The organism is Streptomyces sp. NPDC088147, assembly GCF_044741565.1.
Classification (GTDB): Bacteria; Actinomycetota; Actinomycetes; order Streptomycetales; family Streptomycetaceae; genus Streptomyces.
Window position 1 is genome coordinate 866,593 of the sequence record NZ_JBIUSY010000002.1, and the last position, 19,975, is coordinate 886,567.

At 71.6% G+C, this 19,975-nt stretch carries 18 protein-coding genes and 1 riboswitch; of the genes, 10 read left to right on the forward strand and 8 right to left on the reverse strand.

The genetic code is table 11. The features are described 5' to 3' along the window. Positions 1 to 49 precede the first annotated feature (49 nt). The 5 genes from ACIOGX_RS09055 to ACIOGX_RS09075 all read left to right on the forward strand — a co-directional run bounded on the left by ACIOGX_RS09055 (position 50) and on the right by ACIOGX_RS09075 (position 6,723). Complete coding sequence (locus ACIOGX_RS09055) at positions 50 to 859, forward strand: c-type cytochrome (protein WP_356507145.1); 810 nt, start codon at positions 50 to 52, stop codon at positions 857 to 859. Continuing rightward, positions 856 to 1,908, forward strand: coding sequence for a ubiquinol-cytochrome c reductase iron-sulfur subunit (locus tag ACIOGX_RS09060; RefSeq protein ID WP_129769786.1), 1,053 nt, complete (start codon positions 856 to 858; stop codon positions 1,906 to 1,908). The genes ACIOGX_RS09055 and ACIOGX_RS09060 overlap by 4 nt, the downstream gene beginning before the upstream one ends. After that, positions 1,905 to 3,530 (forward strand): ubiquinol-cytochrome c reductase cytochrome b subunit, encoded by a 1,626-nt coding sequence (locus ACIOGX_RS09065; protein WP_356507147.1) that lies wholly within the window; start codon positions 1,905 to 1,907, stop codon positions 3,528 to 3,530. The genes ACIOGX_RS09060 and ACIOGX_RS09065 overlap by 4 nt, the downstream gene beginning before the upstream one ends. 194 nt (positions 3,531 to 3,724) lie before the next feature. Then, positions 3,725 to 4,789 carry an anthranilate phosphoribosyltransferase gene (gene trpD, locus ACIOGX_RS09070; protein ID WP_356507149.1) on the forward strand — a complete coding sequence of 355 codons (1,065 nt, stop codon included), beginning with the start codon at positions 3,725 to 3,727 and terminating at the stop codon, positions 4,787 to 4,789. Between the two features lie 236 nt (positions 4,790 to 5,025). Beyond that, positions 5,026 to 5,143, forward strand: a riboswitch (SAM riboswitch). Between the two features lie 197 nt (positions 5,144 to 5,340). Continuing rightward, positions 5,341 to 6,723 (forward strand): aminotransferase class V-fold PLP-dependent enzyme, encoded by a 1,383-nt coding sequence (locus tag ACIOGX_RS09075; protein WP_401911531.1) that lies wholly within the window; start codon positions 5,341 to 5,343, stop codon positions 6,721 to 6,723. Between the two features lies 1 nt (position 6,724). On the opposite strand, the gene ACIOGX_RS09080 is transcribed toward ACIOGX_RS09075, so the two are convergent. From ACIOGX_RS09080 to ACIOGX_RS09110, 7 genes are all read right to left on the reverse strand, one after another. Continuing rightward, positions 6,725 to 7,900, reverse strand: coding sequence for a glycerate kinase (locus tag ACIOGX_RS09080; RefSeq protein ID WP_401911534.1), 1,176 nt, complete (start codon positions 7,898 to 7,900; stop codon positions 6,725 to 6,727). Continuing rightward, a complete protein-coding gene (locus ACIOGX_RS09085; RefSeq protein WP_401911537.1) occupies positions 7,897 to 9,330 on the reverse strand; it encodes an SLC13 family permease in 1,434 nt (477 codons plus the stop codon). The genes ACIOGX_RS09080 and ACIOGX_RS09085 overlap by 4 nt, the downstream gene beginning before the upstream one ends. Before the next feature lie 98 nt (positions 9,331 to 9,428). After that, positions 9,429 to 10,088, reverse strand: a complete 660-nt coding sequence (locus ACIOGX_RS09090; protein WP_356507157.1) for a response regulator transcription factor — start codon at positions 10,086 to 10,088, stop codon at positions 9,429 to 9,431. Further along, positions 10,085 to 11,536 (reverse strand): ATP-binding protein, encoded by a 1,452-nt coding sequence (locus ACIOGX_RS09095; RefSeq protein WP_356507159.1) that lies wholly within the window; start codon positions 11,534 to 11,536, stop codon positions 10,085 to 10,087. The genes ACIOGX_RS09090 and ACIOGX_RS09095 overlap by 4 nt, the downstream gene beginning before the upstream one ends. Further along, positions 11,499 to 11,792 carry a small hydrophilic protein gene (locus ACIOGX_RS09100; RefSeq protein WP_401911541.1) on the reverse strand — a complete coding sequence of 98 codons (294 nt, stop codon included), beginning with the start codon at positions 11,790 to 11,792 and terminating at the stop codon, positions 11,499 to 11,501. The genes ACIOGX_RS09095 and ACIOGX_RS09100 overlap by 38 nt, the downstream gene beginning before the upstream one ends. Before the next feature lie 146 nt (positions 11,793 to 11,938). Further along, positions 11,939 to 12,220: an Lrp/AsnC ligand binding domain-containing protein gene (locus ACIOGX_RS09105; protein WP_356507163.1), complete on the reverse strand. Its 282-nt coding sequence runs from the start codon at positions 12,218 to 12,220 to the stop codon at positions 11,939 to 11,941. Then, on the reverse strand, positions 12,217 to 12,927 hold the full coding sequence (locus tag ACIOGX_RS09110; RefSeq protein ID WP_356507165.1) for a rhomboid family intramembrane serine protease: 711 nt from the start codon (positions 12,925 to 12,927) through the stop codon (positions 12,217 to 12,219). The genes ACIOGX_RS09105 and ACIOGX_RS09110 overlap by 4 nt, the downstream gene beginning before the upstream one ends. Before the next feature lie 170 nt (positions 12,928 to 13,097). On the opposite strand from ACIOGX_RS09110, the gene ACIOGX_RS09115 reads away from it, so the two are divergent. The 5 genes from ACIOGX_RS09115 to ACIOGX_RS09135 all read left to right on the forward strand — a co-directional run bounded on the left by ACIOGX_RS09115 (position 13,098) and on the right by ACIOGX_RS09135 (position 18,690). Then, complete coding sequence (locus ACIOGX_RS09115) at positions 13,098 to 13,340, forward strand: hypothetical protein (protein WP_129769776.1); 243 nt, start codon at positions 13,098 to 13,100, stop codon at positions 13,338 to 13,340. A 37-nt stretch (positions 13,341 to 13,377) separates the two neighbouring features. Then, on the forward strand, positions 13,378 to 14,742 hold the full coding sequence (locus ACIOGX_RS09120; RefSeq protein WP_129769775.1) for an NYN domain-containing protein: 1,365 nt from the start codon (positions 13,378 to 13,380) through the stop codon (positions 14,740 to 14,742). 349 nt (positions 14,743 to 15,091) lie between these two features. Then, positions 15,092 to 16,132, forward strand: a complete 1,041-nt coding sequence (locus tag ACIOGX_RS09125; RefSeq protein ID WP_383966102.1) for an NlpC/P60 family protein — start codon at positions 15,092 to 15,094, stop codon at positions 16,130 to 16,132. 232 nt (positions 16,133 to 16,364) lie between these two features. After that, a complete protein-coding gene (locus ACIOGX_RS09130) occupies positions 16,365 to 17,399 on the forward strand; it encodes an NlpC/P60 family protein (RefSeq protein ID WP_356507169.1) in 1,035 nt (344 codons plus the stop codon). Between the two features lie 40 nt (positions 17,400 to 17,439). Beyond that, on the forward strand, positions 17,440 to 18,690 hold the full coding sequence (locus tag ACIOGX_RS09135) for a hypothetical protein (protein WP_401763058.1): 1,251 nt from the start codon (positions 17,440 to 17,442) through the stop codon (positions 18,688 to 18,690). Here ACIOGX_RS09135 and ACIOGX_RS09140 read toward each other — a convergent pair. Beyond that, a complete protein-coding gene (locus ACIOGX_RS09140; RefSeq protein ID WP_401912050.1) occupies positions 18,647 to 19,891 on the reverse strand; it encodes a glycosyltransferase 87 family protein in 1,245 nt (414 codons plus the stop codon). The two genes, ACIOGX_RS09135 and ACIOGX_RS09140, sit on opposite strands and share 44 nt — an antisense overlap. Between the last annotated feature and the right edge of the window lie 84 nt (positions 19,892 to 19,975).

Here is a 19,975-nt window from a genome sequence, read left to right on the forward strand (position 1 = left end):
ACACAGTCCAGAAGCACCGACGCTGAAGATCCTGACACCGGGGTAATCCGTGAAAAAGCTCTCCGCACGACGACGCCATCCGCTGGCGGCGGTCGTCGTCCTACTCCTCGCGCTGGCGGCCACCGGGGGGCTGTACACCGCGTTCGCGCCCGCGGGCAAGGCGCAGGCTGACGAAACCGCCCAGTCCCTCGCCATCGAGGAGGGCAAGAAGCTCTACTCCGTCGGCTGCGCCAGCTGCCACGGAACCGGCGGTCAGGGAACCTCTGACGGCCCCAGCCTGGTCGGCGTCGGCTCCGCCGCCGTGGACTTCCAGGTCGGCACCGGCCGTATGCCGGCCATGGCGCCCGGCGCGCAGGTGCCGAAGAAGAAGGTCATCTACTCGCAGAAGGAGATCGACCAGCTCGCCGCGTATGTCGCGTCCCTCGGCGCCGGCCCGATCATCCCGGGCGCGAAGCAGTACAGCCCCGCAGGTGCGGACATCGCCAACGGTGGCGAGCTGTTCCGTACCAACTGCACCCAGTGCCACAACTTCACCGGTGAGGGTGGGGCGCTGACACACGGCAAGACCGCGCCGTCGCTTGAGGGTGTGGACCCGAAGCACATCTACGAGGCCATGCAGACCGGCCCGCAGAACATGCCGTCCTTCCCCGACTCCACGATGCCGGAGCAGGAGAAGAAGGACGTCATCGCCTACATCAAGGCGGTGAACGGGGAGGAGTCCGCGAGTCCCGGCGGTCTGAGTCTGGGCGGCCTCGGCCCCGTCAGCGAAGGGCTTTTCGCCTGGATCTTCGGTCTGGGTGCTTTGATCGCAGTTGCCGTCTGGGTCGCGGCCCACACCGCTAAGGCCAAGAAGTCATGAGTAGCCAAGAAGAGATTTCAGAGAACCTGCCGAGTGAGCAGGGGGCCGCGGGCACCGCGGTGGAGCGTACGGACGACCCGTTCGCCGACCCGGGACTGCCGGCCCACCGGCCGCGGGTGCAGGACATCGACGAGCGGGCGGCCAAGCGGTCCGAGCGCGCGATCGCCTTCCTGTTCCTGCTGTCGATGATCGCGACGGTGGCCTTCATCGCCTCGTACGTGGCGTTCCCGGTCAACAAGATCGTCTACATCTTCCCGTTCGGCCACGTCAGCATCCTGAACTTCTCGCTGGGCCTGACCCTGGGCATCGCGCTCTTCTGCATCGGCGCCGGCGCGGTCCACTGGGCCCGCACGCTGATGTCGGACGTGGAGATCGCCGACGACCGTCACCCGATCGAGGCGACGCCCGAGGTCAAGGCGAAGGTCCTGGAGGACTTCGCGGCGGGTGCGGCGGAGTCCGGCTTCGGCCGGCGCAAGCTGATCCGCAACACGATGTTCGGCGCGCTGGCGCTGGTGCCGCTCTCCGGCGTGGTGCTCCTGCGCGACCTGGGCCCGCTGCCCGAGAAGAAGCTCCGCTCCACGCTGTGGCGCAAGGGCAAAGAGCTCATCAACATGAACACGAATGAGCCGCTGCGCCCCGAGGACATCGTCGTGGGTTCGCTGACCTTCGCCATGCCCGAGGGCCTCGACGAGCACAGCGAGGACTTCCAGAAGCAGATCGCCAAGGCGGCCCTGATGATCGTCCGGATCCAGCCGGACGAGATCAAGGACAAGCGCGAGCTCGAATGGTCCCACCAGGGGATCGTGGCGTACTCGAAGATCTGTACCCATGTCGGCTGCCCGATCAGCCTGTACGAGCAGCAGACGCACCACGTGCTGTGCCCGTGCCACCAGTCCACCTTTGACCTCTCCGACGGCGCCCGCGTCATCTTCGGCCCGGCCGGTCACGCCCTTCCGCAGCTGCGTATCGGTGTGAACGCCGAGGGCAACCTCGAAGCGCTCGGCGACTTCGACGAGCCCGTCGGCCCTGCCTTCTGGGAGCGCGGATGAGTACCGCAGACGACAAGAACCGCAAGGCGCCCGCCGGTGAGCGGGTCGCCGACTGGGCGGACGGCCGGCTGGGCATCTACGGCCTGGCCAAGGCCAACATGCGGAAGATCTTCCCGGACCACTGGTCCTTCATGCTCGGTGAGATCTGCCTCTACAGCTTCATCATCATCATCCTCACGGGTGTGTACCTGACGCTGTTCTTCCACCCGTCGATGAACGAGGTGGAGTACCACGGCAGCTACGTCCCGCTCCAGGGCGTGCTGATGTCGGAGGCGTTCGCCTCCACGATGGACATCAGCTTCGACGTCCGCGGCGGTCTGCTGATCCGGCAGATCCACCACTGGGCCGCGCTGATCTTCCTCGCGGCCATGCTGGTCCACATGATGCGCGTCTTCTTCACGGGCGCGTTCCGCAAGCCGCGCGAGGTCAACTGGCTGTTCGGCTTCCTGCTGTTCGTCCTGGGCATGTTCACCGGGTTCACCGGTTACTCGCTCCCGGACGACCTGCTCTCCGGTACCGGTGTCCGGTTCATGCAGGGCGCGGTCCTGTCGGTGCCGGTCGTCGGAACGTATCTGTCGATGTTCCTGTTCGGCGGGGAGTTCCCCGGCGGCGACTTCGTGGCCCGGTTCTACTCGGTCCACATCCTGTTGCTGCCCGGCATCATGCTCGGCCTCGTGGTGGCCCACCTGATCCTGGTCTTCTACCACAAGCACACGCAGTTCGCGGGCCCCGGCCGTACGAACAAGAACGTCGTGGGCATGCCGCTGCTGCCGGTCTACATGGCGAAGGCCGGAGGCTTCTTCTTCCTGGTCTTCGGTGTGATCGCGATCGTCTCCGCGATCGCCACGATCAACCCGATCTGGGCCCTCGGCCCGTACCGCCCCGACCAGGTCTCCACCGGCGCCCAGCCCGACTGGTACATGGGCTTCTCCGAGGGACTCATCCGTGTGATGCCCGGCTGGGAGATCAACTTCGCCGGACACACCCTCGCCCTGGGTGTCTTCATCCCGCTGGTGATCTTCCCGCTGGTACTGGTCGCGATCGCGGTCTATCCGTTCATCGAGTCCTGGGTCACCCGTGACAACCGCGAGCACCACATCCTGGACCGCCCGCGCAACGCACCGACCCGTACGGCCTTCGGTGTGGCGTGGCTGACCTGGTACTTCATCCTGCTGGTGGGTGGCGGTAACGACCTGTGGGCGACGCACTTCCATCTGTCGATCAACGCGATCACCTGGTTCGTCCGGATCGCCTTCTTCGCCGGACCGGTCATCGCCTTCATCGTCACCAAGCGGATCTGCCTGGGTCTCCAGCGGCGCGACGCCGAGAAGGTGCTGCACGGACGCGAGTCCGGTGTCATCAAGCGGCTGCCGCACGGTGAGTTCATCGAGGTCCACACCCCGCTGGAGCAGGGAGACCTGCACAAGCTCACCGCGCACGAGCAGTACACGCCGGCCGAGATCGGCCCCACGGTCGACGAGAACGGCGTGGAGCGCAAGGTGAGCCCCGGCGAGAAGCTCCGGACGAAGCTCAGCAAGGGCTACTACGGCGAGGGCAACCAGATTCCCAAGCCCACCGCCGAGGAATACAAGGAGATCACCAGCGGCCACGGCCACCACTGATCCCACCCGGCCTCACCAGGTCGCCACCACCGAGGGCCCCGGCCCGGTCTCCCGCGAGGGAACCGGCCGGGGCCCTCGGCGTACGTCCTGTTCCGGAGTACGGGCATCCGCCCTGCGCGCCGGTACGCGCCGATAGGCTGACCACAGGCCGCACACAAGGCCCACGCAGTGGAACCGGACACCCAGGAGCGAGCATGAGCGCTGTGACCCCCGTCGGAGGCGACACCACGGCGGCCCGCACCTGGCCCCGCGTACTGGACGCGCTGCTGAGCGGCGCCGACCAGAGCGCGGACGCCACCGCCTGGGCGATGGACCGGATCATGCGCGGCGAGGCCACCGACGCCCAGATCGCCGGCTTCGTCGTCGCGCTGCGGGCCAAGGGGGAGACGGTCGCGGAGATCAGCGGGCTCGTCCGCGCGATGTACGCGCACGCCAACCTGATCGAGGTGCCCGGCAGGACCGTCGACATCGTCGGCACCGGCGGCGACGGCGCCAAGACCGTCAATATCTCGACCATGTCGTCGATCGTGGTCGCCGGCACCGGCGCGAAGGTCGTCAAGCACGGCAACCGCGCCGCGTCCTCGGCGAGCGGAGCCTCCGACGTACTGGAGAAGCTCGGCGTCAACCTGGAACTGACCCCCCAGCGGGTCGCCGAGGTCGCCGAGGAAGCGGGCATCACCTTCTGCTTCGCCGTGAAGTTCCACCCCGCGCTGCGCCATGTGGCCGCCGCGCGAGGCGAGTTGGGCATCCGTACCACCTTCAACTTCCTGGGCCCGCTCACCAACCCGGCGAAGGTACGCGCGCAGGCGACGGGCGTCGCCGACGCCCGGATGGCACCGATCGTCGCGGGCGTACTGGCCGAGCGCGGCTCCTCCGCGCTGGTCTTCCGCGGCGACGACGGCCTCGACGAGCTGACGACCACCGCGACGTCGCGGGTATGGGTCGTCCGCGACGGCAAGGTGTCCGAGGAGACGTTCGACCCGCGGGACGTGGGCCTGGACGTGGTGCCCGTGGAGGCGCTGCGCGGCGCGGACGCGTCGTACAACGCGGATGTCGCGCGGCGGCTGCTGGCGGGGGAGACGGGGCCGGTGCGGGACGCGGTGCTGCTGAACTCGGCGGCGGCGCTGGTGGCGCTGGATCCGACGGGGGAGTCGCTGGAGGCGCAGCTGTCGGCGGGGATGGAGAGGGCGGCGGAGTCGATCGACTCGGGCGAGGCGGGGCGGGCTCTCGCCCGCTGGATCGCGTCGTCGCATTCGTAGCGCCGCGCCTCCCTGGCGGGGGGCGTGGTCCGGGGCGCGTAAGGGTGCGTTTCGGCGGCTGCCGGTTTCCGGGTGCGGGTTGCTGGGTGTGGGTACGGGTGCGTTTCGGCTGGGGCCGGTGGTCGGGGTGCGGGTTGTCGCCGTTCCCGGGCCCCGGCCCACGACAGCGAGACCGCGACCCGGCGACCGCACCCACCCCCACCCCCCCGCCACCCCTATGGCATAATCTCCGGCAAGGTCATGAGCGACAGCGATTAAGGCCCCGGCTCGCTGTCCGGCAACCCTCCGTCCGTGGCGGGGTGCCCCGGGTGAAGACCAGGCCGTAGGCAGCGAGGTCTGCGGCAAGCGCGGACCCCTGCCACCTTTGGGGTCCTGGTCCTCAAGGGAGCAGTCTCGTGAGCAAGCGAATGCGTTAGGGCGATCGCGCCCCCTCTTCAACACCTCCGCACGGTGACCCGTGCGTCGAGGCACACCCCCGCCAGCATCGCGGCGCAGCCGCGCACCGCGGGGACTTGAAGCCGTTCCGACTTGTCCCGCCGGGAGATATCGCCATGTCCGCACGCCCGAACGCCGTCACCACGACCCTCTCCGACGACCCCGCCTGCGCCGCCCCGCTGCCGGTGCTCGGGCGTGAGGTGAGCGTCCCGCTCGTCACCGGTGGCGAGGTCACCTACGCCGCGCTCGACTACGCCGCCAGTGCTCCCGCCCTTCAGCGGGTGTGGGACGACGTCGCCGCGTACGCTCCGTACTACGGCAGTGTCCACCGGGGCGCCGGTTATCTCTCGCAGCTCTCCACGGATCTGTTCGAGAACAGCCGCCGCACGGTCGCGGAGTTCCTCGGCTGCCGCCCCGATGACCAGGTCGTCTTCACCCGCTCGACCACCGACTCGCTCAATCTGCTGGCGGCCGTGCTCCCCGCGGAGTGCGAGGTGTTCGTGTTCGAGACCGAGCATCACGCGTCCCTGCTGCCGTGGCGGGACGCGCAGGTGACGTATCTGAACGCTCCCAGGACGCCGGGCGAGGCCGTCGCCACGCTGGAGCGGGCACTCGCCGGGCGGGGGACCGCGGGGCCGGCGCTGGTCTGTGTGACCGGTGCGTCCAATGTGACCGGCGAGCTGTGGCCCGTACGGGAGTTGGCCGCCGCCGCGCACGCGGGGGGTGCCCGTATCGTGCTGGACGCCGCTCAGCTCGCGCCGCACCACCCCGTGGACATCGCCGAGCTGGAGGTCGACTGGGTGGCCTTCTCCGGGCACAAGCTGTACGCGCCGTTCGGTTCCGGGGTGCTCGCGGGGCGGGCCGACTGGCTCCAGGACGCGGAGCCGTATCTCGCCGGGGGCGGCGCCAGCCGTAAGGTGGCGCGCCGGGCCGATGGCGGGGTGGAGGTCGACTGGCACACCACGGCGGCCCGTCATGAGGCCGGTTCGCCCAATGTCATCGGGGTGTACGCCATCGCCTCGGCCTGCAAGGCGCTGACCGACGCCGGGTTCGACGCGCTGGTGGCGCGCGAGCAGCGGCTCGTGGCCCGGGTGCGGGAGGGGCTGGCCGGGGTGCCCGAGGTGAAGGTGCTCTCGCTGTTCGGTGACGACGCGCCGCGGGTCGGGGTGCTCTCGTTCGTGGTCGAGGGGTGGAACAGCTCGCACTTCGCCGCCGCGCTCTCCGCGGAGTACGGCATCGGCGTACGGGACGGGCTCTTCTGCGCCCACCCGCTGGTACGGACGCTGCTGGGCAGCGACCCGCAGGACCCGGGGGAGTGCGGCGCCCCGGAGGCCGAGCCGGGCGAGCGGTCGCTCAACGCGATCCGGGTCAGCTTCGGGGCCGGGACGCCGGACGAGCATGTGGACCGGTTCGTGCGGGCCGTGCGGGAGCTGGTGACCGACGGCGCGCGGTGGAACTACCGCACGGAGGACGGCCGCTGCGTCCCCGACCGCGGCTGATTCAGGCCGCGACGGGCGCGAGGCGGGTGCCCAGCAGGACCATCCGCAGGGCGCGTTCCGTCGCGTCGGCGAGGAACTCGCCGCCGCGGTCGAGGGCTTCGGGCAGTGCCACCGGCGCGGGCAGGATCGAGCTGTACGCGTCGACCCCCACGGCCCGCACCTCGTGCGCGCCCTGCCCGATGGTGCCGGCCAGAACCAGGACCGGCACTCCGGACGCGTGGGCGCGGCGGGCCACTTCGGCCGGGATCTTGCCGCGTACGGTCTGGTGGTCGAGTGCGCCCTCGGCGGTGATCACCAGATCGGCGCGGGCCAGCCGGGCGTCGAGGTCGAGCCGGTCGAGCAGGACGTCGAAGCGGGGCAGGAGCCGGGCGCCGAGGGCGGCCAGACCGGCTCCCAGACCGCCGGACGCGCCCGTGCCGGGGGCGGTGCGCAGGTCGGTCCCGGGGGACAGGTCCCGGGTGAGGACGGCCGCCCAGTGTTCGAGTGCCAGGGACAGTTCCTCCACCCGGGCCGGGCCGGCGCCCTTCTGCGGGCCGAACACCCGGGCCACCCCGCGCGGACCGCACAGGACGTTGAACGGGTTGCAGGCGACCAGCAGTTCGGTGCCGGACAGCCGCGGGTCGAGTCCGCTCGTATCGATACGGTCGAGTGCGCGCAGCGCCGCGCCGCCCGGGGGCAGCTCCCGGCCGCGGTGGTCCAGGAGCCGGGCGCCCAGTGCGCGCAGCGCCCCGGCGCCGCCGTCGGACGTACCGGAGTCACCGCAGCCGACGAGGACGCGCCGGACGCCCAGGTCCAGCGCGGCGCCGATGAGCTGGCCGACGCCGTGGGTCGTGGTGGTGCCGGGGTCGCGCCGGTCGGCCGGGACGAGCGAGAGACCCGCGACGGCGGCCATCTCGACGACGGCGGTCGCCGTACCGGGCGCGGTGTTCCCGAGGAGCGCGAAGTGGCTGCCGACGGGGTCTCCGACCGGGCCGGTCGCGGTGTACGGGACCAGTCGGCCGCCGGTCGCGGCGGCCAGCGCCTCGGCGGTGCCCTCGCCCCCGTCCACCAGCGGGATCAGATCGACCTCCGCGTCGGGGACCACCCTGAGCAGGCCCTCGGCGATGGACTCGGCGACCTGGCGGGCGGAGAGGGATTCCTTGAAGCCGCTGGGCGCGATGGCGATGCGGTAGCTCATGGCTGGGTCTCCAGACGAACGGGCACGCCGAGCAGTGGCCAGACGGCGAGGGCGAAGAGCAGGACGAGGGCTGCTGTGAGCGGTGCGAGCACGGCGGAGAGCCGGAGCAGATCACGCGGGGTGTAGGTGGGGGTGCCGGGCAGGTCGGCGAAGAGCGCGACGGGTTTCGCGGAGGCGGGCAGGGTGTGGCAGAACCCGGCCGCGGCCGTGGAGGCGAGTGCGGCGGCCATCGGGTTGACGCCGGCGCCGATGGCCGCGACGACCACCAGCGGGACCAGGACGGAGGATCTGGCCGAGCGGGACTGAAGGGCCAGATGGGCGGCCGTACTGATCAGCACCACCCCGGTGAGGAACGCCCACGGGGGGACGGCGGAGCCGCCGGGCACCCAGCTGACCAGCCAGGCGGCGGCTCCCGACTCGGCGAGGGCGACCCCCATCGCCATGGTCGCCGCCATGAAGAGCAGCAGCGGCCAGGGCACCGTCCGCAGACCGTCCTTGAGGCCGACGGTCCCGAGCGCGGGGGACGCGGCGACGACCGCGCCGATCAGCGCGACCACCGCGGGGGACACCCCGTGCAGTGGCTCGCTGCACCACAGCACGACCACGGTCCCGAGCAGCAGCGCGCACCGCGCCTCCGACGAGGTCAGCGGGCCGTCGACCGGGGTGCCCGAATGTTCCTGGATCTCCGCGGCGGTGATGTGGACGGGTCCGCGCCGGTCGGCGCGTGTGGTGGTCGTCAGGAGTACCGCCTCGGCGGCGAGATGCGAGGAGACGACGGCGAGCGGCAGCCCCAGCAGCAGCCATTCGACAAAGCCGAGCCGCTGTCCGGTCTGCTCCCACAGCACGCTGACGGTGATCAGATGCGCGCCCGCGCCGATCAGCGTGGCGACGGCGGAGAGCAGGATGACGGTCGGGAAGAGCAGCGCGAGCATGACGACGAGGCGCTTGCGGTCGGCGAGCGCCTTGGCGAGCGCCAGGAAGACCGGCAGGGCGAGGGCCGCCCGCCCGGAGGTGGCCGGTACGGCGAAGGCGGTGACGACCAGCGCGGCCGTGGTCAGATGCGTCAACTGCCGTACGGTACGGGCTCCGCCGACCAGGAAGGCCGCGGCCCGTCCCGCGAGCCCGGTCCCCGTGACCGCGGCCGCCAGGACGAACGCGCAGATCAGCAGCCACACCGTCTCGTCGCCGAGTGTGGCGAACAGCGTCTCGCTGCTGATCACACCGGTCGCGGTCAGCGCGAGCCCGGCTCCCAGGGCGATATACGTGTCGTCCACCGGGGTGGCGATCCAGGCGCAGGTGGCGAGGGCGAAGACGCCCAGGGTGAGCCGCGCGTCACCGCTCAGGCCCGGCAGGGAGCCGGGCACGGCGAGCAGCGCGCAGAGACTGAGTACGGCGCAGAGCCAGCCGGCCTGCCGGAACGAGAGGGTCACGACGATCAGTCTCCGGCCGCGCGGTGAGCCCCCAATGAGCGCTTTGTGAAAGGGGGTTCATCTGGCGGGCCCACTCGTCCGGGGCCGGCCGGCCGCCGTCACGGCATCCGGTAGCCCATACCCCGCACGGTCTCCAGCCGCTGGGCGCCCAGCTTCTTGCGCAGCGCCCGTACGTACACGTCGACGATATTGGAGCCGGGGTCGAAGTCGTATCCCCAGACATGGGAGAGGATCTGCTCACGGGAGAGCACCTGGCCCGGATGGCGTAGGAACAGTTCGAGCAGTACGAACTCACGGGCCGTCAGATCGACGGTCAGCTCGCCCGAACGCGCCCTGCGGGTACGCAGGTCCAGGCTGAGGTCGCCGCTGCGCAACATCGTCACCTCGGGCGCGCGGGCCGCGGTGCGCAGCCGCAGCCGTATCCGCGCCAGCAGCTCCTCGAAGCGGAACGGCTTGGTCATCCAGTCGTCGGCGCCGCCCTCCAGTCCGGCCACGGTGTCCCGTACGGAATCCCGCGCGGTCAGCACGATGACCGGCAGCGTCACCCGCGCCTCGCGCAGTTCGCGCAGCACGGTGAAGCCGTCGCGTCCCGGCAGGCCGATGTCGAGCAGGACCAGATCGAAGCCGCCGGTGACGGCGTACTCCAGGGCCGCGTCGCCGTCGGCGGCCACGGTCGTGGTGAAGCCGTTGGCGCGCAGCCCCTTCTCGACGAAGGAGGCGATGCGCTCCTCGTCCTCGGCGATCAGTATGCGGTTCATGAACTCGTCTCCAGGATGAGTACGAAGGTGGCGCCGCCGCCGTCGGTGGGCCGCAGCTCGACCCGGCCCCGGTGGCCTTCGGCGATCGCCCTGACGATCGCCAGGCCGAGCCCGGCGCCGCTGGTGCGGGCGCCGCGGCGGGCCGTGCCGCGGCGGAACCTCTCGAAGATCACCTCCGCGTCCTGCGGCTGGACGCCGGGGCCGTGGTCGGTGACATGGAGCTCGGTCCGGTCGCCGTGCGCCCGCGAGCCGATCCGTATGCGCTGCCCCGGCACGGTGTGCTGCACGGCGTTCTGCGCGAGCTGCACCATCGCCTGGGTGATCCGCTGCGGATCGAGCCGCGCCTCGCGGTCCGCGACGCCGTCCAGCACCCAGTCCCGGTCGCCCAGCGTCCGCGCCTTGACGAAGACATCGGCGGTCAGCTCGGCGAGCTGGACCGGCTCCGGGCTGATGAAGTCGGGCCGTTCGGCCTTGGCGAGCAGCAGCAGGTCCTCGACGATGCGGCTCATCCGGTCCAGCTCGTCGGTGACCAGACGTACGGTCTCCTCCCGGTCGGCCGGGTCGTCGCCCATCACCTCCAGATGGCCGCGCACGATGGTGATGGGCGTACGCAGCTCGTGCCCGGCGTCGTCGACGAACTCGCGCTGCGCGGCGAACGCCCGCTCCAGCCGGTCGAGCATCCCGTTGAACGTCTCGGCGAGCGCGGCGATGTCGTCCCGGCCCTTGACGGGGATGCGGCGGGTGAGGTCCTGCTCGGTGAGTTGCGCCGCGGTCATCCGTACGACCCGTACGGGCGCGAGTATGCGGCCCGCGACGGCCCAGCCGATGCCGGTCGTCATCAGCAGCGCCACCCCCGAGATGGCCAGCAGCGTACGGAACGTCTCGTCCGCGATGGCCCGTTCCTGGTCCGCGTGGAAGGCGACGACGAAGGCGCCGGGCGCCGCGTCGCCGGCGGGGTCTATCTCCACCTTCGCCCAGCGCAGCTCGCCCTGCGGGCGGTGCAGGGTGCCGGAGGCCGCCTCGGAGGCGAAGATCCGGGTCAGCGCGTCGTCGTCCCGCCACAGGGCGGTCCGGTCGGGGAGGTCGCGGCGCTGCCGGATCACATGCGGCTTGGGTTCGGCGGCCCGGGTCAGGCCGAGCAGTTCCTCGTCGGGGTCGGAGTACTGGCGCTGGAGGAAGACCCGGAGCAGTCTGCGCGGGTCGCCGAACCGCTCGCCGGTCTCCGGATCGACACCCTGGCTGACGAAGTTCGCGAACTCGCCGGTCTCCTGGGTGAGCAGCTGGCTGATCCGCTGGTCGACGTCCCGCAGCAGGATCGAGCGGGTGGTGGTGGCCACGGCGGCCAGCGCGGCCGTCATCACCACCAGCAGCCAGAGGAGGATCCGTACCCGGGCGGAGATACGGCGCGCGTCAGCCGTCTTCACCGGTGTCGTCACCGCGGTCGTCATCGTCGTCACCGTCGGTGGCCGACGGGCCCGGCACGACGGCGTCGCCCGGGGTGGCACCGGGGCTGCCGCTCTTCGAGGGGGCCGGGGTGCTGTCCGGCAGCACGCCGGGCGAGCGCGACGGCGTGCTGTCCAGCTCCACCTTGGGCGGCACCTTGGGCGCGTCCGGACTGTCCGTCATGGCGTAGCTGGTCGCGGCGATACCGAGCGGGATGGCGACGACCGCCGCCAGGGCCGCCAGACGAGGAGAGAAAGCCATGTCCGTCATGGTGCCGGGCGCGGGAGAGCCGGGGATGAGGGCCGGATGAGGATTTCTTCATCCGGCACCGCCCGAGGCCGACGCCGCCGCGACCGGCGCGGACGGGCGTGACCGGTGCGGACGGGCGCGACCGGCGCGGACGGGCCCTACGCGTCGAGTCCGATGGCGAAGGCGGCTTCGAGGTCGTGCTGGGAGTACGTACGGAACGCCACATGCGTGTCCGTGGCCTCGACGCCCTCGATCTTGCTGATCCGGCCGGGGATCACATCCGCCAGATCATCGTGCTCGGGGACCCGGACCATGGCGATCAGGTCGTACGTACCGGTGACCGAGAAGACCTCGCTGACGCTGTCGAGGGCGGCGATCGACTCCGCGATCTCGGGGATCCGGTCGACGCTGGTCTTGATGAGCACGATCGCGGTGATCACGGTTGGCGTTCTCCCTCGGTGGCCGCGGCTGGACCTCTCACTCTATCGGTACGCCAGTACCGCACCCAGGCGTAGAGGAAGCCCGTGCCGAACCCCACCACGTGCGCGAGATAGGCGACCCCGGGACCGGCGTCCGCGCCGTGCGCCGCCACCCACTGGAGCACGAACCAGAAGATCAGCACGATCCAGGCGGGGAAGCGCAGCGGCAGGAACAGCAGAAACGGGAAGAGGCTGGTGACCCGGGCCCTGGGGAAGAGATAGAGGAAGGCGCCGAGCACCCCCGAGATCGCGCCCGAGGCCCCCACCAGCGTCTGGTCCGAGTCGGCGTTGGCCGCCGCGTACACGAACAGCGCGAAGTAGCCGACGGTGAGATAGAAGAGCACGAACTGTGTCCGGCCCATCCGCTCCTCGGCCATCGCCCCGAAGACATACAGGAAGAGCATGTTCCCCAGCAGATGCAGCCAGCTGCCGTGGACGAAGAGCGCGGTCAGCGGGGTGAGCAGGGCGTGCGGGGTGCCGCGCAGCAGATTGACCGGGATGACGCCCCACCGTTCGAAATACGCGCTCTGGGTCGCGAGGAGCGTGTCCCCCTTCCCGTATCCCGGGTTGAACCCCGACAGCGGGCTGATCAGGAAGACCAGACAGCAGAGGCCGATCAGTCCGTAGGTCACCACTGGGCCGTCGGCCGCCGTCCGCCACTTGATCATGGACAGAGCATTGCGTACCGGGACCCACTGGTACAGAGCGCCTCGCCGCCCCCTGGAGTGGCCGCCAGGCCGTAGGGTTGCTGGCATCACATGCGTGTTTCGGGATACCGGCGTTTCGACGGCGTACCCCGGGACACCGCACGAGGGACGACGAAAAGAGGACGGCGACGATGACGACGGTTCCGCAGCCGACGGCCGCGACCCGGTGGCGCTGCACGCTGTGCGGCAATCTCACGCGCTTCGATGTGACCCGCTCCGCGAAGACCGTCGAGTACGTCCATCTGGACCTGGCCGGGGAGCCGAAGGTCGAGGAGCGCGAGGTGGTCAGTGAGACCATCGAGTCGGTGCGGTGCCGTTGGTGCAACGCCGTGGACCAGATCGAGCTGGTGGACAGGCCGGGGGCCGGTTCCTGAGGGAGCCGCCCGAAAGGGGTAGATGGGGTGACGGATCGTGGAGCAGCCCGCGAGCGGTGCTGAGCCGGCCGGTGCGGCCGGCGGTGACGCCGCGGAGGCGCTCGACCGCCCGCTCCCGGACGGAGTACGGCGCCGGGTCGTCGCGCTGGTCTCCGACGCCTTCGGCGGGCTGACCGTCACCGAACTCCCCACGCAATTGCGGCAGTACGCCCGGTTCGCCCCCAACAGACGGGCGAAGTTCGCGGGAAACGCGATGGCCGCCGCCCTGGAGAGCGACCCGGTGTTCCGGCAGCGGATCGGGGAGCGGATCAGCCAGTCCCAGCCCGAGCTGACCGCGGCCCTGGAGGCGGGCTCGCCGCCCGCCGCCGCCGATCCCGTGGACGTCGCCGCGGCCGCGTATGTCCTCAGGCCCCCCGGGTGGGTGAAGCTGGTGGCCGCCGCGGGCGAGGAGGCCCAGCGGGCGGACGCCGAGCGGGCCGGTGCGGAGACCCGGCGCGAGCTGGAACGGCTCCGTGAGGAACTGGCCGTCGCCAGGGCCCTGACGAAGAGCGAGACCGAACGGCTGCGCACGGAGCTGGAGGCGGCCCGCAAGGAGGCCGAATCGCTCCACCGCAAGCTGCGCAGCGCCCAGAGCGATGTGAAGCGGGGCGAGGCCGCGCTGCGCCGCGCGAACGCGGAGTCCGAGGCGTTCCGGGCCGAGTCGGCGGCGCAGGTGTCCGCCGCGGAGAGCGAGACGCGCCGGATCAGGGCGCGTCTCGGTGAGGCGGAGGCGGCCGTCGAGGCGAGCCGCCGGGCCGCCCGTGAGGGCCGCTCGGTGGAGGACATGCGGCTGCGGCTGCTGCTGGACACGGTGCTGGAGTCGGCGCAGGGGCTGCGGCGCGAGCTGGCGCTGCCGCCCGCCGCCGCCCGGCCCGCGGACACGGTCGACGCGGTCGAGCCCGGCCGTATGTCGCCCAAGGACGTGGCGGCCCGCGCGCTCTCCGAGACCGACCCCGCGCTGCTCGACCAGCTGCTCGCGCTGCCGCAGGCGCATCTGATCGTGGACGGCTACAACGTCACCAAGACCGGCTATCCGACGATGCCGCTGGAGAAGCAGCGGCTGCGGCTGCTGGGCGGGCTCGCCATGCTCGCGGCGCAGACGGGCGCGGAGATGACCTGTGTCTTCGACGGTGCCGAGCTGGCGGCGCCGGTGCTGCTCGCGCCGCCGCGCGGCGTGCGGGTGCTGTTCTCCAAACCGGGTGTGACGGCGGACGAGTTGATCCGCCAGCTCGTCAGGGCCGAGCCGCCCGGCCGGCCCGTGGTCGTGGTCTCCACGGACCGGGAGGTCGCGGACGGGGTCGCCAGGGCCGGTGCCAGGCCGGTCGCGTCCGCCCTGCTGCTGAAGCGGCTTTCGCGCGTCTGATCCCTCTTGTGACGCTGGTCAACCCGTGCGAACAATGACCGAATTGATCGCTCCTTGTTGCAGCGCAGTGTCAAATGTCCATGACTGCCTGTGTGGTGTCGGTAAATTATGTGCGTCCTGACTGAGTTTTTCCTTGGAAGGATTTGAACTGATCACAAGAAGGTCACTAAGGTCAGGCCTCGAACCTTCGCACGGTTGATCATCCATCCGGGGTGGCAGCGAAGGAACCGCCGATTTCGTGTAGTTCAGCCCGGTTCGGTCCAGTTCGCTGGAGGGATGGACGCAGGAAGCCGGGGCCTTGCGTCCCCCATGGCCCGGTAGGCGGGTGAGGAAGAAGGAGCTCGCCTCCGTGGCGTCCCACCGTCGACCCAAGCAGCCGAGCCGTGCCCGTGTGACCGTGCTCACCGCGACCGCCGCCGCTGCCGTCGCTCTCAGCGCCCAGGCCGCGCACGCGGACCCGAAGCCGAGCAAGGAAGACGTCAAGGAGAAGGTCGACAAGCTCTACGAGGACGCGGAGAAGGCCACCGAGAAGTACAACGGGGCCAAGGAGGCGCAGGGCAAGCTCGAAAAGCAGGTCGACGCCCTCCAGGACAAGGTCGCCCGCGGCCAGGACGAGCTGAACGACCTGCGCGACGGCCTCGGTTCGATGGCCAGCGCCCAGTACCGCACCGGCGGCATCGACCCCGCCGTTCAGCTCTTCCTCTCCTCGGACCCGGACAGCTACCTGGAGAAGGCGTCCACGCTCGACCAGGTCAGCGCCAAGCAGGCCGACACGCTCCAGCAGATCCAGTCCAAGCAGCGGACCCTCGCGCAGCAGCGCCAGGAGGCCCAGGGCAAGGTCACGGACCTCGCGGACACCCGCAAGCAGCTCGGCGCGAAGAAGGACGAGGTCCGGGCCAAGCTCGCCGAGGCGCAGAAGCTGCTCAACACGCTCACCGCGCAGGAGCGCGCCGCGCTCGTCCAGGAGGACGAGTCCCGCGCCAGCCGCGACGGCGGCGGCACCTCCTCGCGCGCCGACCTCGGCAACTCCGTGCCCTCCTCGCAGCTGGCCGGTGCCGCGTTCGCCGCCGCCCAGAGCAAGATCGGCACCCCGTACGTGTACGGCGCCAGCGGCCCCGGCTCGTTCGACTGCTCCGGGCTGACCTCCTGGGCGTACGCGCAGGCCGGCGCGACCATACCCCGCACCTCCGAATCCCAGGCCAACGCCGGTACGCGCATCGGGATGAGCCAGCTCAAGCAGGGTGACCTGGTCATCTTCTACGGCGACCTGCACCACGTCGGCTTCTACGCGGGCAACGGCCAGGTGCTGCACGCCCCCAAGCCCGGTGCCAGCGTGCGCTACGAGTCCATCAACAACATGCCCTTCCAGTTCGGCGTCCGGATCGTCTGACGCCCGCTGACACCCGCCCATTCGGGCGAATTCCCGCTACGCACGCTGACGCCGCGCCCCACCGATGACCTTGTGGTCTCCGGTGGGGCGCCACTTTGTGTGCCCGGGGCGGTCGTTGGTCGCTCCGTGGTCGCACGGCTACTGTCTGCTGCGCGCAGCTCCGGCCAGCGGTCCGCCCGTCGGGCGGCAGGGGCTGCGTCAGTGCGTACAGCGGAAGGAAGTGCGGCTTCCTGTGGTGTCCCATCGCCGCCCCTCACAACCCGGACTGGGCCTCGGCGCCCGCGGCAGCGTCCTCGCGGTGTCCGCCGCGGCGGCCACCGCCGCGGCGGCGCTCGGAGCCGCCCCCGCGGGTGCCGACCCGCAGCAGACGCCGGAGGCCACCCGCGCCAAGGTCGACCGGCTGTACGAACAGGCCGAGAAGGCAACCGAGTTGTACAACAAGGCCAATGAACAGGCGGGACGGCTGCGCGGCCTGGTCGACCAGGCGCAGGACAGCGCCGCCCGCGGCCAGGAGCGTGTCAACAAGATGCGCGGAGCGCTCGGTTCGCTCGCCGGCGCCCAGTACCGCTCGGGCGGCGTCGACCCGGCCCTCGCCCTGCTGCTCTCCTCCGACCCCGACAGCTATCTCGACAAGGCCTCCGTCCTGGACCGGGTCGGCGCCCGCCAGTCCGGCACCCTGAGAGAACTCCAGCAGGCCCAGCGGAGGCTGGGACAGGTGCGTATGGAAGCCGCCCACGACCTCACCGAGCTGGAGCGCAGCAGAGCCGCCGTGGCCCGGCACAAGCGCACCGTCGAACGCAAACTCGCCGAGGCGCGCCGACTGCTCGACTCGCTGCCCACCGCCGACCGCGACTCCTACGACCGGGCCTCACGCTCCGACCGCGGCGAGGGCTCCACGCTCTCCGGCGGCGCGCCCGCCTCGGCGCGCGCCGCCGCGGCCGTACGCGCCGCCCAGAACGCGGTGGGCCGCCCCTACGTCTGGGGCGCCAACGGGCCCTCCGGCTTCGACTGTTCGGGGCTCACCCAGTGGTCGTACGCGCAGGCGGGCGTCGGACTGCCGCGCACCTCCCAGGCGCAGCGGTACGCGGGCCGGCAGGTCCCGCTCTCCGCCGCGCGCCCCGGTGACCTCGTGGCGTACCGCGACGACGCCAGCCACATCGGCATGTACGTGGGCAACGGCCAGGTCATCCACGCCCCGTACCCGGGGGCCGCGGTGCGCTACGACCCGGTCGGCATGATGCCGGTCTCGTCGGTCACGCGCGTCTGATCCGGACGGAAGCCCAGGGCCACCCCGTACGATCGGCGACGTGGCAGGTCGGGCGCGTACCGCGGCAGGACGGCACGGCGCGTGGGGACGTACGGCCGTGCCGTGGCTCGTCGCGCTGCTGCTGGCGGCGGGCTGCACGGCCCCCGAGAAGGCCCCCGACACCTCCGCCGACGCGATCGGACGGACCCTGGAGCGCCGGGCCGCGGCCGTGATGGACCGGGACGAGGACGCGTATCTCGCCGTCCTCGCCCCCTCCGCGCGGACCCTGCGCGCCACCGCGCGCGAGGAGTTCGAGAACCTCGCGGACGTGCCGCTCGGCTCCTGGACGTACCGGCTCACCGGCATCGAACGCTCCGGCGACCGGGCCACCGTCCAGGCCGAACTGCGCTACCGCCTCGCCGGCTACGACACCGCGCCGGTCTCCACCCCCCGCACGCTGGCGCTGGAGGAGAGCGGGGGCCGCTGGTACGTGACCGGGGACCGGCCGGGCGCGGGCGGCACCGCACAGCTCTGGCAGCAGGGCGCGGTACGGGCCGTACGCGGCGCCCACAGCCTCGTCCTCGGCGTCGCGGCCGGTGCGGCGGCCGAAGCGCGGCTGCGCGGCATCGCGGCCGCCGCCGACCATGCCGTACCCGCCGTGGACGACGCCTGGCCGGGCCCCTGGGCGCGCCGGGTGGTGCTGCTCGTACCGGACTCCCTGGAGTCCATGGCGGGGCTGCTGGGGGCGCCCGCGGCCGGATACCGGGGCATCGCGGCCGTCACCACCGGCGAGGTCGGCTCCCCGGGCGCGGCGCCCGCCGACCGGATCGTGGTGAACCCCGAGGCGTACGGCGCCCTCAGCGGCTACGGCCGGCGGATCGTCCTCACCCACGAGACCACCCATGTCGCGACCCGCGCCGCCACCTCGGCCGCCACCCCGGCCTGGCTCTCGGAGGGCTTCGCCGACTGGGTCGCGTACCGGGGTACGGACCGCACGGCGGGCGAGATCGCCCCCGAGCTCCAGCGCGCCGTCCGCCGCGGGGAGACGCCCGCGCGGCTGCCGTCCGACGAGGACTTCGCCTTCGGCGCCGACCCCGACCGGCTGGCCCGCTCCTACGAGGGCGGCTGGCTGGCCTGCGAGCTGATCGCCCGGGACCGGGGCGAGCGGCGGCTGACCGACTTCTACCGCGCGGTGGGCGCGCACCCGGGGCGCGGGGGAGCGGTGAAGAAGGCGGCGCACGACGTGCTCTCCACCACGCCGGAGGAGCTCACGGCACGTTGGCGCGACTTTGTGCGTCGGCGTCTGGCCTGACCGCGAGCGCGTCCCTGTCGCGGGGCCCGGAGACCGTGTCCCGCCACAGCCGCACACAGGCGGTCAGGGTCGCCGCGACCAGCAGCCCGTTCCGTACGGCCAGCAGCAGGACGCCCGCCGCGTCGCCGGCCACCACATGCGAGAACAGCAGCGGGAACTCGAGCAACGTCACGGCGGTCGCCGCCACCACCAGCCACGCGGGCAGGGCCATCCGGCTCGCCCGCAGCGTCAGACAGACGGCCGCCAGACCGACCAGCCAGAGCATGTACTGCGGACTGATCACCCGGCTCGTGGTGGTGAACAGCAGCACGGCGGCGAACGCCGCGTCGTACGGCGTGCCCGCGCCGAACCCGCGCGCCCTCAGCCGCCACACCAGCAGCCAGCCGAAGGACAGGACGGTCAGCGCCAGCGCGGCGTTGCTGACCAGCGGGACATACGGCCCCACGAACTCCACGGAACCGTAGTTGAGCAGCACACTCCCGTTCCAGCCGAAGTGCCTCGCCACCTGGAAGACCAGCGCGCCCAACGACTCGATCTCGGTGCCCCGGTCGCGCTGGAAGGTCAGGAACGCCAGCGCCCCGGGCATCGCGGCGGAACAGACACCGAGCAGCACGGCCGCCACCACGGCGGCCGTCCCCCAGGACCACCGGGTGACCCGGCCGCGCGGAGTACCCACCAGCAGCAGCACCGGCCACACCTTCAGCAGCGCGCCGAACCCGGCGAGCGCCCCCATCAGCCGCGGCCGGCGCGCCCCGGCGAGCAGGGCGGCGACCGCCACCGCCGTTACCATCAGGTCGTACCGCGCGTACGCCGTCGGACCCAGCAGCGGCACCCCCACCACCCACACCCACGCGCCTCCCAGGGACCGGCCGGTCCGCCTCCCCGCGTACAGCAGCAGCCCGAAGGCCATCGCGTCACAGAGGAGCGCCAGCACGAAGAAGGCGGAGGCGTAGCCGAGGAACGGCAGCACCGCGGGCGAGACGATCGCCAGCGCCGCGGCCGGCGGATACTGCCAGGTCACATCGTCCAGCGGATACGTGCCGGTCTTCAGCACCTCGTACCAGCCCTGGTAGATCACCGCGACATCGCCGGTGACGTCGGGTCCGGGCAGCGTGACGACCTTGAAGACGCAGAGCAGCAGCGCCGCCCTGGTGAGGGCCCACACCGCGACCGGGAACCGTGTGCCGTGCGCGCCCGCCATGACCGCCTCATCCTCGCCCGACTCGTACGTGACCGCGGGTGCCATGATGCAGGGCGGGGCTGTGCGGGAGCCACGAGGCAGGGC

Excerpts from the sequence above, each read along its gene's own strand:
- ACIOGX_RS09060 (WP_129769786.1), top strand. The coding sequence starts at position 856 with ATGAGTAGCCAAGAAGAGATTTCAGAGAACCTGCCGAGTGAGCAGGGG.
- ACIOGX_RS09065 (WP_356507147.1), top strand. The coding sequence starts at position 1,905 with ATGAGTACCGCAGACGACAAGAACCGCAAGGCGCCCGCCGGTGAGCGG.
- trpD (WP_356507149.1), top strand. The coding sequence starts at position 3,725 with ATGAGCGCTGTGACCCCCGTCGGAGGCGACACCACGGCGGCCCGCACC.
- ACIOGX_RS09075 (WP_401911531.1), top strand. The coding sequence starts at position 5,341 with ATGTCCGCACGCCCGAACGCCGTCACCACGACCCTCTCCGACGACCCC.
- ACIOGX_RS09080 (WP_401911534.1), bottom strand. The coding sequence starts at position 7,900 with ATGAGCTACCGCATCGCCATCGCGCCCAGCGGCTTCAAGGAATCCCTC.
- ACIOGX_RS09090 (WP_356507157.1), bottom strand. The coding sequence starts at position 10,088 with ATGAACCGCATACTGATCGCCGAGGACGAGGAGCGCATCGCCTCCTTC.
- ACIOGX_RS09095 (WP_356507159.1), bottom strand. The coding sequence starts at position 11,536 with ATGACGACCGCGGTGACGACACCGGTGAAGACGGCTGACGCGCGCCGT.
- ACIOGX_RS09100 (WP_401911541.1), bottom strand. The coding sequence starts at position 11,792 with ATGGCTTTCTCTCCTCGTCTGGCGGCCCTGGCGGCGGTCGTCGCCATC.
- ACIOGX_RS09110 (WP_356507165.1), bottom strand. The coding sequence starts at position 12,927 with ATGATCAAGTGGCGGACGGCGGCCGACGGCCCAGTGGTGACCTACGGA.
- ACIOGX_RS09115 (WP_129769776.1), top strand. The coding sequence starts at position 13,098 with ATGACGACGGTTCCGCAGCCGACGGCCGCGACCCGGTGGCGCTGCACG.
- ACIOGX_RS09140 (WP_401912050.1), bottom strand. The coding sequence starts at position 19,891 with ATGGCGGGCGCGCACGGCACACGGTTCCCGGTCGCGGTGTGGGCCCTC.